Source organism: Streptomyces sp. NPDC046465 (assembly GCF_040646035.1).
In the GTDB taxonomy this organism is placed as follows: domain Bacteria; phylum Actinomycetota; class Actinomycetes; order Streptomycetales; family Streptomycetaceae; genus Streptomyces.
Window position 1 is genome coordinate 20724 of sequence record NZ_JBEYZK010000006.1, and the last position, 15053, is coordinate 35776.

The 15053-nt window shown below is 69.9% G+C and carries 13 protein-coding genes and 1 riboswitch; of the genes, 8 read left to right on the forward strand and 5 right to left on the reverse strand.

Annotated features, from left to right (window positions below; genetic code table 11):
• Positions 1-7: 7 nt before the first annotated feature.
• The gene (locus ABZ953_RS11015; RefSeq protein ID WP_361720273.1) at positions 8-220 is read right to left on the reverse strand and encodes an EF-hand domain-containing protein; all 213 of its coding nucleotides are present in this window, start codon (positions 218-220) and stop codon (positions 8-10) included.
• 198 nt (positions 221-418) lie between these two features.
• Between ABZ953_RS11015 and ABZ953_RS11020 the strand changes: the two genes are divergently transcribed.
• Positions 419-2020, forward strand: a complete 1602-nt coding sequence (locus ABZ953_RS11020; RefSeq protein ID WP_361720276.1) for an alpha/beta hydrolase — start codon at positions 419-421, stop codon at positions 2018-2020.
• 189 nt (positions 2021-2209) lie between these two features.
• Here ABZ953_RS11020 and ABZ953_RS11025 read toward each other — a convergent pair whose 3' ends face one another.
• From ABZ953_RS11025 to gcvT, 4 genes are all read right to left on the reverse strand, one after another.
• Positions 2210-3610, reverse strand: coding sequence for an L-serine ammonia-lyase (locus ABZ953_RS11025; protein WP_361720279.1), 1401 nt, complete (start codon positions 3608-3610; stop codon positions 2210-2212).
• A 198-nt stretch (positions 3611-3808) separates the two neighbouring features.
• The gene (gene glyA, locus ABZ953_RS11030; protein WP_361720282.1) at positions 3809-5071 is read right to left on the reverse strand and encodes a serine hydroxymethyltransferase; all 1263 of its coding nucleotides are present in this window, start codon (positions 5069-5071) and stop codon (positions 3809-3811) included.
• Between the two features lie 23 nt (positions 5072-5094).
• Positions 5095-5472, reverse strand: coding sequence for a glycine cleavage system protein GcvH (gene gcvH, locus ABZ953_RS11035; protein ID WP_098244917.1), 378 nt, complete (start codon positions 5470-5472; stop codon positions 5095-5097).
• Positions 5473-5584: 112 nt separating this feature from the next.
• Positions 5585-6718: a glycine cleavage system aminomethyltransferase GcvT gene (gene gcvT, locus ABZ953_RS11040; RefSeq protein WP_361720286.1), complete on the reverse strand. Its 1134-nt coding sequence runs from the start codon at positions 6716-6718 to the stop codon at positions 5585-5587.
• 148 nt (positions 6719-6866) lie between these two features.
• Positions 6867-6974: riboswitch (glycine riboswitch) on the reverse strand.
• 148 nt (positions 6975-7122) lie between these two features.
• Here gcvT and ABZ953_RS11045 point away from each other — a divergent pair.
• The 7 genes from ABZ953_RS11045 (at position 7123) to ABZ953_RS11075 (ending at position 15029) form a co-directional block, all read left to right on the forward strand.
• Positions 7123-7827, forward strand: a complete 705-nt coding sequence (locus tag ABZ953_RS11045) for an AAA family ATPase (protein ID WP_361720992.1) — start codon at positions 7123-7125, stop codon at positions 7825-7827.
• 59 nt (positions 7828-7886) lie between these two features.
• Positions 7887-8666, forward strand: a complete 780-nt coding sequence (locus ABZ953_RS11050) for an enhanced serine sensitivity protein SseB (RefSeq protein WP_361720289.1) — start codon at positions 7887-7889, stop codon at positions 8664-8666.
• Positions 8667-8853: 187 nt separating this feature from the next.
• On the forward strand, positions 8854-9585 hold the full coding sequence (locus ABZ953_RS11055) for an enhanced serine sensitivity protein SseB C-terminal domain-containing protein (protein WP_361720292.1): 732 nt from the start codon (positions 8854-8856) through the stop codon (positions 9583-9585).
• Between the two features lie 338 nt (positions 9586-9923).
• Positions 9924-10928: an ABC transporter permease gene (locus ABZ953_RS11060; RefSeq protein WP_361720294.1), complete on the forward strand. Its 1005-nt coding sequence runs from the start codon at positions 9924-9926 to the stop codon at positions 10926-10928.
• Between the two features lie 101 nt (positions 10929-11029).
• A complete protein-coding gene (locus ABZ953_RS11065) occupies positions 11030-12784 on the forward strand; it encodes an ABC transporter substrate-binding protein (RefSeq protein ID WP_361720297.1) in 1755 nt (584 codons plus the stop codon).
• A 149-nt stretch (positions 12785-12933) separates the two neighbouring features.
• The gene (locus tag ABZ953_RS11070; protein ID WP_361720300.1) at positions 12934-13935 is read left to right on the forward strand and encodes an ABC transporter permease; all 1002 of its coding nucleotides are present in this window, start codon (positions 12934-12936) and stop codon (positions 13933-13935) included.
• A complete protein-coding gene (locus ABZ953_RS11075) occupies positions 13932-15029 on the forward strand; it encodes an ABC transporter ATP-binding protein (protein WP_361720303.1) in 1098 nt (365 codons plus the stop codon). Before ABZ953_RS11070 ends, ABZ953_RS11075 begins: the two co-directional genes overlap by 4 nt.
• Positions 15030-15053: the final 24 nt, after the last annotated feature.

Here is a 15053-nt window from a genome sequence, read left to right on the forward strand (position 1 = left end):
CCGCCGACTACTTGTTCAGGCTCGCCCAGAACTCGTCGAAGGAGAGACGCTTGTCCGCGTCGGTGTCCTTCGAGCCGATCACGGCTTCGGCCACCGCCTCGGTCTGGTAGAAGTCGCCCATCCTGGCCATGGCGCTCTTCCACTCGGCCGCCGTGATGAAGCCGTCGCCGTCCGTGTCGAACTGCTCGAACGTCTTGCGCGCTTCCTCGATGTCCGCCACCGGATCCACCCCTTCTTGGTGCACTACTGACGGTGGTCAGAGTAGCGGCCGCCCCGGCGCGGGATGACAACGAGTACGGCCATGGCCAGAGCCTTCCTTGGCGGCCGAGCGGAGCCGCCGCGGTTTCCCCCCGGCAAACGGAGCGAGCCGGGAGCCGATCGCGTCTCTCATGGCGAAACCGATCCTGGGAGCACCCCGTTGAACCCCGCCCACAGGGCCCGCCGCACCGGTCGCCCGCTCGCCCTCGCCCTGACCGTCCTCACCACGGCCTCGCTCGCCGCCTGCACCGCACTGAGCGGCCCCGCCCCGGACGACGGCAAGGCGGCGGGCGAGCGGACCGAGGCCGCCGCGCGCCCCGAGCTCAAGCGGTTCTACGGGCAGAAGCTGACGTGGAAGAAGTGCGGCGACCTCCGCTGCGCCCGCCTGACCGTCCCCATGGACTACGCCCACCCGGAAAACGGCAGGACCTTCGTGCTGCCCGTGGCCAAGGCGGCGACCGCCGATCCGGACGACCGCGTCGGCTCGCTCGTCTACAACCCCGGCGGCCCGGGGTCCTCCGGCGTGAGCGACCTGAAGTCGGACGGCGGCGAAGTCTTCAGCGCCACGGTGCGCGACCGCTTCGACATCGTGTCGTTCGACCCGCGGGGCGTCGGCGGCAGCGTTCCGGCCGTGAAGTGCGCGGAGACCGAGGACGAGGAGGACGCGGCGGGCGACGACGACGGGCCGGAGCCGATAGCGCCCCGTACCGGCCCCGACCGCGCCCGTGCCCTGGCCGACGCCGACGAGCAGGCCGCCGCCTGCGCGCGGGGCAGCCGCGCCGTCCTGCCCCACGTCGGCACCGAGGACGCGGCCCGCGACCTGGACGTCCTGCGGGCCGCCCTCGCCGACCGGAAGCTCACCTACCTCGGCTGGTCCTACGGCACGAGCCTCGGTACGTCGTACGCCGAGCAGTTCCCGCACCGCGTCCGTGCGCTGGTCCTCGACGGTGCCGTCGACCCGTCCCTGGACTGGCGGCAGCGCGCGCTGAGCCAGGGCACGGGGTTTCGCAGGGCGGTCGAGGAGTACGCGGAGTCCTGCGCCGACATCGCGGGCGACAGCTGCCCCGGCTCGGACCCGGCGGAGATATCGGCGCTGATCGAGGAGCTGTACGAGCGGGCGGCGCGCGAGCCGCTGCCGGTCAGTGACGAGGACGAGGAGGCGTACGACGTCGACGCCAGGACGCTGCTCGACGTCGTCACCGGCGCGATGTACAGCCCGGAGGACGACTGGGAGGACTTGTCGCAGGCGCTCGGCGCGGCGTACGACGGCGACGCGACGGAGCTCTCCCGCATGGCGGAGTCCGATGGAGAGCAGGCCTCCAGGGCCTCCAGGGCCGCCACGGGCACCGGAAACGACGACGACGCGATCATCGCCGTCAACTGCCTCGACGTGCCGCACCCGCGCACCCCCGGCCCCTACTGGAAGGCCTTGGGAGCCGCCGGGAAGGCCGCGGGCGTGTACGGCACGTCAAGCGTCGTCGACGAGCTGACCTGCAAGAACTGGCCCAGCGCCGGTGCGCAACGCCCCCATCGGGTCAACGCGCCCGGCGTGCCGCCGGTCCTGGTGGTCGGCACCACCGGCGACCCCGCCACCCCCTACGAGGAGGCGGAGAGCCTCGCCGGGCAGTTCCCGGGAGGCATGCTCCTGACGTACGAGGGCGTGGGCCACACCGCGTACGGCCGCAGCAACGCCTGCGTCACGCACGCCGTGGACCGCTACCTCATCGACCTGAAGAGGGTCCGCCCGCGCAAGAGCTGCTAGGGCCTGTGTCGCAAGTCGCGTCGTTCGCCCGGAGGGCGGGCCCCGCGGCGTCCGGTGCGTGCGGTCGCAAGGCGGAGGGTCGCCCCGATACTGGTTGTATCGGGGTGAGCCCGACAACGCCGCGAGGGCGCGTGCCGGGCGTCGCGGGGCAGACGGGACTTCCGACACAGGCCCTAGGGGCCCCGGGCGTCAGCACTCGATGATGTTCACCGCGAGCCCGCCCCGCGCGGTCTCCTTGTACTTGACGCTCATGTCGGCGCCCGTGTCCTTCATGGTCTTGATGACCTTGTCGAGGGACACCTTGTGGGAGCCGTCGCCCCGCATCGCCATCTTCGCGGCGGTGACGGCCTTGACCGCCGCCATGCCGTTGCGCTCGATGCAGGGGATCTGGACGAGGCCGCCGACCGGGTCGCAGGTCAGGCCGAGGTTGTGCTCCATGCCGATCTCGGCGGCGTTCTCGACCTTGGAGGGGGAGCCGCCCATGACCTCGGCCAGCGCGCCCGCCGCCATCGAGCAGGCGGAGCCGACCTCGCCCTGGCAGCCGACCTCGGCGCCGGAGATGGAGGCGTTCTCCTTGAAGAGCATGCCGATCGCGCCGGCCGCGAGGAGGAAGCGGACGACGCCGTCGTCCTTTTCCTCCGGGGAGGACGCGCCGGCCACGAAGTTCATGTAGTAGTGCAGGACGGCGGGGATGATGCCCGCGGCGCCGTTGGTCGGGGCGGTCACGACGCGGCCGCCCGCCGCGTTCTCCTCGTTCACGGCCATCGCGTAGAGGGTGATCCACTCCATGGCGCGGGCCTGCGGGTCGCCCTCGGCGCGCAGCTGGCGCGCGGAGTTGGCGGCGCGGCGGCGGACCTTCAGGCCGCCGGGCAGGATGCCCTCGCGGGACATGCCGCGCGAGACGCAGGCCTGCATGACGCGCCAGATGTCGAGGAGCCCCTCGCGGATCTCCTCCTCCGTGCGCCAGGCCTTCTCGTTCTCCAGCATGAGCGCGGAGATGGAGAGGCCGGTCTCCTCCGTGAGGCGGAGCAGCTCGTCGCCGGTGCGGAAGGGGTGCCTGAGGACGGTGTCGTCCGGCACGATCGGGTTCTCGCCCGCCGCCCGCTCCTGCTCGAGCACGGTCTCGTCGACCACGAAACCGCCGCCTACGGAGTAGTACGTCTTCTCCAGGACGAGGGCGCCCTCACGGTCGTACGCGAAGACCGTCATGCCGTTGGCGTGGTACGGCAGGGCCTTGCGGCGGTGCAGGATCAGGTCCTCGTCGAAGTCGAAGTCGATCTCGTGCATGCCGAGGAGGTTGATGCGGCCGCTGCTCTTGATCTCGTCGACGCGGCCGTCGGCGCTCTCCACGTTCACCGTGCGGGGCGACTCGCCCTCCAGGCCGAGCAGGACGGCCTTCGGGGTGCCGTGGCCGTGGCCGGTCGCGCCGAGCGAGCCGTACAGCTCGGCCCGTATCGAGGTGGTGTGGGCCATCAGGCCCTCGTTCTTGAGACGCCCGGCGAACATGCGGGCAGCGCGCATCGGGCCGACCGTGTGGGAGCTGGACGGGCCGATGCCGATCGAGAACAGGTCGAAGACCGAGATGGCCACGGGAAACTCCAATGGTGGTTGGTAGACGCCGTTGTCTGCCGGGTGGTGCAGAAGTACAAGGCGGTGCAGAAGTACAAGGCGGTGCAGGCACTACGGGCGCGGTACGTGGTGCGGGGCACCTCGCTCACTGTCCAGTGTGCAAGGTGCCCCGATGTTTCGTACGTACGAGCAACAGCGTATGCACGAAAGGGTACGAAATTACTTCAGGCCGGGGTACAGGGGGTGCTTGTCGGCCAGAGCGGTCACCCGGGCCTTGAGGGACTCCGCGTCGAAGCCCGGCTTGAGGGCCTCGGCGATGATGTCGGCGACCTCGCGGAAGTCGTCCTGGCCGAAGCCGCGGGTCGCGAGAGCGGGCGTGCCGATCCGCAGGCCCGAGGTGACCATCGGGGGGCGCGGGTCGTTCGGGACCGCGTTGCGGTTGACCGTGATGCCGACCTCGTGGAGGCGGTCCTCGGCCTGCTGGCCGTCGAGCTCGGAGTCGCGCAGGTCCACCAGGACCAGGTGCACGTCCGTGCCACCGGACGCCACGCCGACGCCGACGGCCTTGGCGTCGTCCTGCACCAGGCGCTCGGCCAGGATGCGGGCGCCGTCCAGGGTGCGCTGCTGGCGCTCCTTGAACTCCTCGGTGGCCGCGACCTTGAAGGAGACGGCCTTCGCGGCGATCACGTGCTCGAGCGGGCCGCCCTGGAAGCCGGGGAAGACCGCGGAGTTCAGCTTCTTCGCGAAGTCCTTGTTGCGCGCCAGGATGATGCCGCCGCGCGGGCCGCCGAGCGTCTTGTGCGTGGTGGAGGTGACGACGTCCGCGTACGGCACCGGGTTCGGGTGCAGACCGGCGGCGACGAGCCCGGCGAAGTGCGCCATGTCGACCCAGAGCTTCGCGCCGACCTCGTCGGCGATCCGGCGGAACTCGGCGAAGTCCAGCTGGCGCGGGTAGGCGGACCAGCCCGCGATGATCACCTTGGGGCTGTTCTCCTTGGCCAGGCGCTCGACCTCGGCCATGTCGACCAGGCCCGCCTCGTCCACGTGGTAGGCGACCACGTTGAACTGCTTGCCGGAGAAGTTCAGGCGCATGCCGTGGGTGAGGTGGCCGCCGTGCGCGAGGTCCAGGCCGAGGATCGTGTCGCCGGGCTGGGCGATCGCGAAGAGGGCGGCCTGGTTGGCGGAGGCGCCGGAGTGCGGCTGGACGTTGGCGTACTCGGCGCCGAACAGGTCCTTGACCCGGTCGATCGCGATCTGCTCGGCCACGTCCACGTGCTCGCAGCCGCCGTAGTAGCGGCGGCCGGGGTAGCCCTCGGCGTACTTGTTGGTGAGGACCGTCCCCTGGGCCTCCATGACGGCGACCGGAGCGAAGTTCTCCGAGGCGATCATTTCCAGGGTGGACTGCTGGCGGTGGAGCTCGGCGTCGACGGCGGCGGCGACGTCCGGGTCCAGCTCGTGGAGAGGGGTGTTGAGAAGCGACATCACACGATCCCTATCGGTATGGGTCAGCCGGCGGTGAATGCGGTGTACTCGTCGGCGGACATCAGGTCGTCCGGCTCGCCCGAGATCCGAACCTTGAACAGCCAACCGCCCTCGAACGGGGCGGAGTTGACCAGCGACGGGTCCTCGACGACGTCCTGGTTGGCGGCGACGATCTCGCCGGTCACCGGGGCGTAGAGGTCGCTGACCGACTTGGTCGACTCCAGCTCGCCGCAGGACTCGCCCGCGGTCACCGTGTCACCGACCTCGGGGAGCTGGGCGAAGACGACGTCACCGAGCGCGTTGGCCGCGTGCTCCGTGATGCCGACCGTCGCCACGCCGTCCTCGGTGGCCGAGAGCCACTCGTGCTCCTTGCTGTAACGCAGCTGCTGGGGGTTGCTCATGACCTGAATTCTCCTGTACGCGGGTGGGTGCTGCGGAACGGGACAGATGTGCGTGGGGTCACTTCCGGGTGCGCCGGAAGCCGGGTCCCACGCGGGGACAACGCTACGAGCGTCACTTCTGTCGCTTGTAGAACGGCAGGGCCACGACCGCGTACGGCTCGTGGGTGCCGCGGACGTCCACGCCCACGCCCGGCGTGCCCGGGGCCGCGTGCTCCGCGTCGACGTACGCCATCGCGATCGGCTTGCCCAGCGTCGGGGACGGGGCACCGGAGGTGACCTCGCCGATGACCTTGCCGTCCAGGACCACCGGGAAGCCCGCGCGCGGAACGCGGCGGCCCTCGGCGATCAGGCCGACGAGCTTGCGCGGCGGGGCGGTCTCGGCGCGCTCGGCGGCGGCCGCGAGGGCGCCGCGGCCCACGAAGGCTTCCGACTGCGACGTCTTCTCGAACTTGACCACCCGGCCGAGCCCGGCGTCGAACGGCGTCAGCCCGGCGGTCAGCTCGTGCCCGTACAGCGGCATGCCCGCCTCCAGGCGCAGCGTGTCGCGGCAGGAGAGACCGGCCGGGACCAGGCCGACCGGCGCGCCCGCCTCCATCAGCGCGTTCCAGAGCCGCTCCGCGTCACCGGGGGAGACGAAGAGCTCGAAGCCGTCCTCGCCGGTGTAGCCGGTACGGGCGATCAGGGCGGGCACGCCCGCGACGGTGCCGGGCAGGCCCGCGTAGTACTTGAGGCCGTCCAGGTCGGCGTCCGTGAGTGACTTCAGGATGCCGGGGGACTCGGGTCCCTGGACGGCGAGCAGCGCGTACGCGTCGCGGTCGTCGCGGACCTCGGCGTCGAAGCCGTCGGCGCGGGCGGTGAGCGCGTCGAGCACGACCTGCGCGTTGGAGGCGTTGGCGACGACCATGTACTCGGGGGCCTCGGCCGCACCGAGCCGGTAGACGATCAGGTCGTCCAGGATGCCGCCGTCCTCGGCGACGATCATCGTATAGCGGGCGCGGCCGACGCCGATGGAGCCGATGTTGCCGACCAGCGCGAAGTTCAGGAAGTCGGCGGCCTCGGGTCCGGTGACCGTGATCTCGCCCATGTGCGACAGGTCGAAGAGACCGGCCTTGGTGCGTACGGCGTTGTGCTCGTCGCGCTCGCTGGCGTACCGGAGCGGCATGTCCCAGCCCGCGAAATCGGTCATGGTCGCGCCGAGCGACCGATGCACGGCGTCGAGGGCGGTCAGACGGGGGGCAGTGCTCATGAAGGAACTCCCAGGGCATGACGGGCGAGGTCGATCCTCCCCATCTGTCATCGGAACCTGAGAGGTTCGCCGGACGTGTCTCGTCATTCGAGACGTCCGGCTTGCACCTTGGGTGGGACCGCCGGGGCGGCCCGCTTTTCAGATGTGCCTCGCCCGCGCGGTACGGGGCCTGAGAGATTCAAGGGAGGGGCTTGCTCCTTCGGCGCCCCGGGCACCCAGCTCAAGCTGGTTCCGGGGACTCTCCCGCGCGGATTCGAACGGCCTGTATGGAGTTGGCGCGCACATCATTGCACGCGACTCTGTCGAGGGGGACCCGTGACCGGCCACGGATGCCGCGGCCCCGGACGCGCTTGTGCCGCATTACCTTCTCTTTACACTTGCTGGGGAAGCAGTACGTGACCGCTATGGGGAGGCCGATCACGGTGCGCAGCAGGACCAGTGTCCACGCCACGACCACCGGGGTGGCGGCCGCGGGGGTGGTGCTGCCGAAGCAGGCCGCCGCGCGGGCCGCGGAGAGCTGCGGACCGCTTCCCGTGGCCGTCGTCCGCGACCTCCGCCGACGGGCCGGTCACAGCCCGCACCGCCTCACCTTCGGCGCGGGCGACCTGGTCGTCGTCTCCGGGCTGCCCGGCGGCGGAAAATCGACCCTGATGCGGCAGGCCGTCACCGGCCCGCGCATCGACTCCCAGGACACCCGCGACCGCTGGGCCCGCCGCATGCCGCGCCTGCTGCCGTACGCGCTCTACCGCCCCCTGGTCCGCCTCGCGCACTACCGGGGACTGCGCCGCACCCTGCGCTCCGGGGCGAGCGTCGTCGTGCACGACTGCGGCACCCAGGCCTGGGTGCGCCGCTGGCTCGCCCGCGAGGCCGCCCGGCGCGGAGCGGCCCTGCACCTCCTGCTCCTCGACGTACCGGCGGAGACGGCGCTGCGGGGCCAGCACGAGCGCGGCCGCGGCGTCTCCCGGTACGCCTTCGCGCGCCACCGCAGGACGGTCGGCCACCTGGTCGGCGCCGCCGAGCGCGGCGATCTGCCGCGCGGCTGCGGTTCGGCGGTGCTCCTGGACCGCGCCGCGGCGCAGGTCCTGCGGGGGATCACTTTCGACCGCTGAGCGCCCCGGCGTTAGGGTTCGAGCCGCAGGCAGAGCGGTCGCGAGCAGGGGTTGGACAGATGGACTTTCCGGCGCAGGCACACGCCCATCCCTATGGAGGATGGCCGGGCAACGAACTGGAGGAGGTCCTTGCGGCCTCGCTCGGCGCCCCCGAGTCGGCGGGCGGCCGGATCGTGGAGGTCCTCGGCCGCAGCCACCTGTGGATCCCGCTGCCGAACGGCGGCGGCCCCGACAGCGGCACCCTGGACCTGCCGACCCTGGAGATCGAGGGCCAGGCGTACGTCCCCGTCTTCAGCTCCGAACAGCAGTTCCGCCAGGCCCTGGGCGCGGCGGCGGACCGGATGGGCCACACCGTGGCGCCCGCCGCTGAGTTCGCCCGCGGCCTCCCGCCGCAGCTGGGCATCGCGCTGAACCCCGACGGCACCGTCGGCGTCCCGCTGCCGCCGGCCGCCGTCGCCGAGCTCTGCCGGGTCGGCCGCTCCGAGCTGGACGGCCCCACCACCGGCGGCCGGGTGCGGCTGTACGAGCCGGACTGGCAGCACGACCCGGTGGACTTCCTGGCCGCCGCGGGACGGGAGTTCGAGGCGGCCGGGGTCGTCCTCACGGCCCGCCGCTGCCTGGCGTCCGTCGAGACGGACGAGCCGACGCTCTTCGTCGGCGTCGAGCTGTCCACCTGGGACGGCAACGCCCGCGACCTCCCGATGGAGGCGCTGGGCCGCGCCCTCGGCCAGGTGCCGGCCCCGTGGCCGGTGAACCTGGTACTCCTCGACGTGGCGCAGGACCCGGTGGGCGACTGGCTGCGCGCACGGGTGCGGCCCTTCTACCACCGCGGCGCCTGAGGTGTCGTACGTCAAGTCCGTGTCAGGATCGCCGCTTAAGCTGGTTCCATGACCCGGTACGACGGGTTCTCGGGCAGTCGGGCACGAAGCGAAGGGGCGGTTACGGGTGAGTGCGTCGGGCACGGCCGCGGGCGATGGGGTCTCCCCTGCACGAGCTGGCTCGGGCACCGGGGGGCAGGTCGAGCAGATGCTGCGCCAGGTGACGCCCGGGCGCTACGACGCCTACGAGGCACTGCTGCGCGCGCTCGCCGCCGACCAGGTGTGGATGCTGCTCTGGCACGGCCAGGCCGGGTCGCCCGACGCCCAGTACGGGAACATGGAGGTCGAGGGGATCGGCTATGCCCCCTGTGTGACCTCCGCCCAGGAGCTCTCCGCCAGTGGCTGGAACCGCAGCTATGAAGTGGTGCGCGGCCTCGACATCGCCCGCACCCTCTACCCCGACCACTACGGCCTCTGGCTGAATCCGCACGCGCCGGGCGGCGGCGTCGGCATCCCCTGGCTGGATCTGCGCCGCATGGCCACGGGCCTGGACCTGCTGCCCGCGGGACCCCTCAGGCTCACCGAGCCGAGCATCGAGATCCCCCAGTTCTACGCCCTGCTCACGCAGAACGCGCACCGCACCCCGATGGTCCGCTCGCTGCGCCGCGCCTGGGTGCAGCCCGCGCTCGGTGCGCCTTATCTGGCCATCGGCCTCGACGTGTACGACACGTCACCGGCGTCCGTGGACGCGATCCGGACGATGATGCAGCAGTCCATTCCGGCCGTCCCGGAGGGCCTGCCCGTCTCGACGGTCGCGATGTCCGACGATTACGACCCGGTCGCGATGTGGCTCCGCGCCAATGCCAGGCCGTTCTACGACCGCGAGGCCCAGGCGGCCCCGGCGCCGGCCGGCGGATACGGCTACCCGGCGCAGTACTGAGCAGCACCGCGCAGTACTGAGCGGCGCCTCCCGGTACTGAGCAGCACCGACGGACGCGATGTCCGTTGTGATGTGAGTGGGGCTCTATGGGCCCACGTGAAGCTTTGCACCCCAACTGCCCCGTGTTCGCCTCTCGTTCACCGGCGTCCGGATAACGGAACACCTCGATCAGCATCACGGTTGCGCATCCTTTCCCCGTCAAGACTGGTAACAGATCGCGACGTGGATGAAGACTCCCGCTCCAAGGGGCCTTCGCCCCTGTGTACGACGGACTGATCACGTCGCTACAGCGGCAAGTGCGGGCCGGTCACCACCGGTTGAGAGGGGTCCCTGCCACGATGACGGCACCATTGCATGACACACCTGCGGACGCGGACCCGACCGAGGACGTCGCCCCCGCAGTTGATGCAGGGGTGAAAAAGGTCGAGGGCCGGTCCCTCAAGCAGATCGCCTGGAACCGCCTGAAGCGGGACAAGGTCGCCCTCGCGGGCGGCATCACGGTGCTGGTACTGGTGCTGGTCGCCGTCTTCGCGCCGCTGATCGTGAACCTGCTGGGTCATCCGCCCAACGACTTCAACCAGGACAAGCTCGATGAGCTGACGGGCCTGCCCAAGGGCGATCTCGGCGGCGTCAGCGGCGACTTCCTCTTCGGCGTCGAGCCGAACAAGGGCCGCGACGTCTTCAGCCGGATCGTCTTCGGCGCGCGGATCTCGCTCCTGGTCGCGTTCCTCGCGGCCATCGTGGCCGTGGCGTTCGGCACCCTCTTCGGGATCATCGCCGGCTACTTCGGCGGCTGGATCGACGCGCTGATCAGCCGCGTGATGGACGTGCTGCTCTCCTTCCCGCAGCTGCTCTTCATCATCTCGCTGGTCTCCGTGCTCCCCGACGACCTGCTCGGCCTCCAGGGCACCAGCGTGCGCGTCGCGATCCTCGTCCTGGTCATCGGCTTCTTCGGCTGGCCGTACGTAGGACGAATCGTCAGAGGCCAGACCCTTTCGCTCCGTGAGCGCGAGTACGTGGAAGCGGCCCGCAGCCTCGGCGGCGGCAAGCGCCACATCCTGTTCCGCGAACTGCTGCCCAACCTGGTCGCCCCCATCACCGTCTACGCGACGCTGATGATCCCGACCAACATCCTCACGGAGGCGGCCCTCAGCTTCCTCGGCGCCGGTGTCAAGCCGCCGACGGCCTCGTGGGGCGGCATGCTGCGCGACGCACTCAAGACGTACGAGCACGACCCGATGTTCATGGTCTTCCCGGGCGTCACGATCTTCATCACCGTCCTGGCCTTCAACCTCTTCGGCGACGGGCTGCGCGACGCGCTCGACCCGAAGGGGACGCGCTAGAAGGTCCCAACTGGCTTGCCCCTGCCGCATGTCAGGTGGCTTTAACCATGGTTCTCCGGCAGCACACGGCCAGGGACCGCGATCTCGGAGGTTACGAGAAGATGCCCACAGGTTCCACGAAACGACGGCTCACCAGCGGTGCGGCCCTCGTCGTCGCGGCGCTGGTGACCACCACGGCGTGCGGCGGCGGTGACGGTGACGACAGCGACTCCAAGGGTGCCGGTTACAACGCGGCGCTGAACAAGGTCGCCAACCCTTCCAAGAAGAAGGGAGGCACGCTGAAGATGGTCGGCAAGCAGGACCTCGACTCCGCCGACCCCCAGCGCGCCTACTACGGCATGACCTGGGACTTCATGCGCTTCTACACCCGGCAGCTGGTGACCTACGACACCAAGCCGGGCAAGGCGGGCACGAAGCTGGTCCCCGACCTCGCCACCGACACGGCGAAGATCTCGGACGACGGCAAGACCTACACGTACAAGCTGCGTGCCGGGTCCACCTGGGAGGACGGCTCCAAGCTGACCTCCAAGGACATCAAGTACGGCATCGAGCGCACCTGGGCGACGGACACCATCACCGGTGGTCCGGGCTACATCCGCCAGACGCTCGACCCCAAGGGCAAGTACAAGGGCCCCTACAAGGACAAGGGCGGCCTCGACGCGATCGAGACCCCCGACGACCAGACGATCATCTTCAAGCTGCCGAAGCGCAACGGTGACTTCGAGCAGTTCCTGGCCATGCCCACCGGTTCGCCGGTGAAGGAGGCCAAGGACACCAAGGCCAAGTACACCCAGCGGCCGTTCTCCGCGGGCCCGTACAAGTTCCAGGAGTACAAGGCCGGCAAGAAGATCGTGCTGGTCCGCAACGACAAGTGGAAGAAGTCCTCGGACCCGATCCGCGCGGCGCTGCCCGACAAGATCGACGTGACGATCTCCGCCAACCAGGAGGAGAACGACAAGAAGTTGATGGAGGGCGACTTCGACGTCGACATCAACGGCACGGGCATGACCCAGTCCGGCCGCGTCAGCGCCGTCACGGACCACCGCGGCAACGTCGACAACATGCACACGTCCTTCGTGCGCTACGTCGCGCTGGTGCACAACGCGAAGCCCTTCGACGACGAGCACTGCCGCAAGGCCGTGTTCTACGCGACCGACTTCGCGAGCATCCAGCAGACCCGCGGCGGCAAGGTCGCGGCCGGTGACATCGCCAACAGCACCTTCCCCGTGGCGATCCCGGGCTACAGCAAGTACGACCCGTACGGCGTCCTCGCGCGCAAGGGCAAGCCGGACGCCGCCAAGGCCAAGGACGAGCTGAAGCAGTGCGGCAAGCCAGGCGGCTTCTCCACCAAGCTCACCGCCCGCAGCAACAACCCGGGTGAGGTCGACGCCGCCGAGGCGCTGCAGCAGTCGCTCGGCAAGGTCGGCATCAAGGTCCAGGTCGACTCGCTCGACGGCGCCGACACCTCCAGCATCACCGGCTCGCCCTCCGTCGTGAAGAAGCGCGGCTACGGCATGACGATGAGCGGCTGGGGCCCGGACTTCCCGTCCGGCCAGGGCTACGCGCAGCCGCTGTTCGACAGCCGCTTCCTGAACCCGACCGGTAACTACAACGAGTCGCAGATCAAGGACAAGAAGGTCGACGGCCTCTTCGACAAGGCCATCGCCGAGACCGACCCGGCCAAGGCCGGCGAGGTCTACAAGGAGCTCGACAAGAAGATCCTTGACCAGGCCGACTGGATGCCCTTCCTCTACGAGAAGAACATCACCTGGCGCGGGTCGCGGCTGACCAACGCCTACATGTCCGACGGCTACAACGGCCGTTACGACTACGCCTCGCTCGGCGTCGTCAAGTAACACCCGCCGTCACACGATTCCCGCAAGGGAACCAGTAGTTGTTCGTTCCACCGCCGCCGAATCCCGCCAGTCCGAAGGGCAGGTGATGGCCCCGGGCGGTGGCCGGGACTCCTCACAAGGGGGTCCCGGCCACTGCCGGGCCGCGCACAGTGCTTGCTTATCTCATCCGGCGCCTGATCGCCGTAATCATCATGGTGCTGGTCGTACTGCTCGCGACCTTCACCGTCTTCTTCATGCTGCCCAAGTGGGCGGGACAGGACATCGCCGTCCTCTTCGCCGGCAAGGCCACCGGAGCCGAGCAGATCGAAGGCATCCGGACCAAACTGGGACTCGACGACCCGCTGCTCGTCCAGTTCTGGGAGTTCATCAAGGGCATCCCGATGGGGCGCGACTACGTCAACGGCAGTGACGTCACGCACTGCCCGGCGCCGTGCTTCGGCTACTCCTTCCGTACCGAGGCGCCCGTCTGGGAGACCCTCAAGGACGCCCTGCCGGTCACCGGCGCGCTCGCCGCAGGCGCCTGCGTCCTGTGGCTCGCCGCGGGTGTCGCCACCGGTGTGGTCTCCGCGCTCAAGCGGGGTTCCATCTGGGACCGCTCCGCGATGACCGTCGCCCTCGGCGGCGTCTCGCTCCCCGTCTTCTTCACCGGCATGATCGCGATGGGCATCTTCGTCCACAACCTCGGCTGGGTGAAGATCGCGGACAGCCTCAGTACCGACGACTCGGCCGGTGTCTGGCTCCAGACGCTGATCCTGCCGTGGATCGTCCTCGCCTTCCTCAACGCCGCGATGTACGCCCGCCTCACCCGAGCCACCATGCTCGAAGTGCTCGGCGAGGACTACATCCGCACCGCGCGCGCCAAGGGCCTCGGCGAGGCCACCGTCATCCGCAGACACGCCCTGCGTTCCGCGATGACGCCGATCCTCACCGTCTTCGGACTCGACCTCGGTGTCCTGATGGGCGGCGCCGTGCTCACCGAGTCCACGTTCAACCTGCCGGGGCTCGGCCTCGAAGCGGTCAGGGCCATCAGCAGCAAGGACCTGCCCGTCATTCTCGGCGTGACCCTGTGCGCGGCGCTCGCGATCGCCGTGGCCAACCTCGTCGTCGACCTTCTGTACGCCGTCATCGACCCGCGAGTGAGGCTGGGATGACCGAACTGTCCAAGAGCGGAGCAGCGGTGGGCGAGCCCGTCGCCGACTCGCCCGCTCCCTCCGCCTTCCTCGAGGTGCGCGACCTCAAGGTGCACTTCCCGACCGACGACGGCGTGGTCAAGTCCGTCGACGGGCTCAGCTTCCAGCTGGAGAAGGGCAAGACCCTCGGCATCGTGGGCGAATCCGGCTCCGGCAAGTCGGTCACCTCGCTCGGCATCCTCGGCCTGCACACCGCGGGCCAGTACGGCGCCCGCCGAGCGCAGATCTCCGGCGAGATCTGGCTGGACGGCAAGGAGCTGCTCGCCGCCGATCCCAACGAGGTGCGCAAGCTGCGCGGCCGCGAGATGGCGATGATCTTCCAGGATCCGCTCTCCGCGCTGCACCCGTACTACTCCATCGGCAAGCAGATCACCGAGGCGTACCGGGTCCACAACGACGTCGACAAGAAGACGGCCCGCAAGCGCGCCATCGACATGCTCGACCGCGTCGGCATCCCGCAGCCCGACAAGCGCGTGGACTCCTACCCGCACGAGTTCTCCGGCGGCATGCGCCAGCGCGCGATGATCGCGATGGCCCTGGTCAACAACCCCGAGCTGCTCATCGCGGACGAGCCGACCACCGCCCTCGACGTGACCGTCCAGGCGCAGATCCTCGACCTCATCCGGGACCTGCAGAAGGAGTTCGGCTCCGCCGTCATCATGATCACGCACGACCTGGGCGTGGTCGCCGAGATGGCGGACGAGCTCCTGGTCATGTACGGCGGCCGGTGCGTCGAGCGCGGCACCGCCGAGAAGGTCTTCTACGAACCCCAGCACCCCTACACCTGGGGCCTGCTGGGCTCGATGCCGCGCATCGACCGCGAGGAGACCGAGCGGCTCATCCCGGTCAAGGGCTCCCCGCCCAGCCTGATCAACCTGCCGAGCGGCTGCGCCTTCAACCCGCGCTGCCCCTACGCGGACATCCCCAAGGATCAGATCACCCGCAGCGAGCGCCCCGAGCTGCGCCTGGTGGCCGACGGGCACTACTCCGCCTGCCACATGTCGCAGGACGAGCGCACCCGGATCTGGACCGAAGAGATTGCGCCGAAGCTGTGAATGATGCCGCGAAGGACCCGAAAG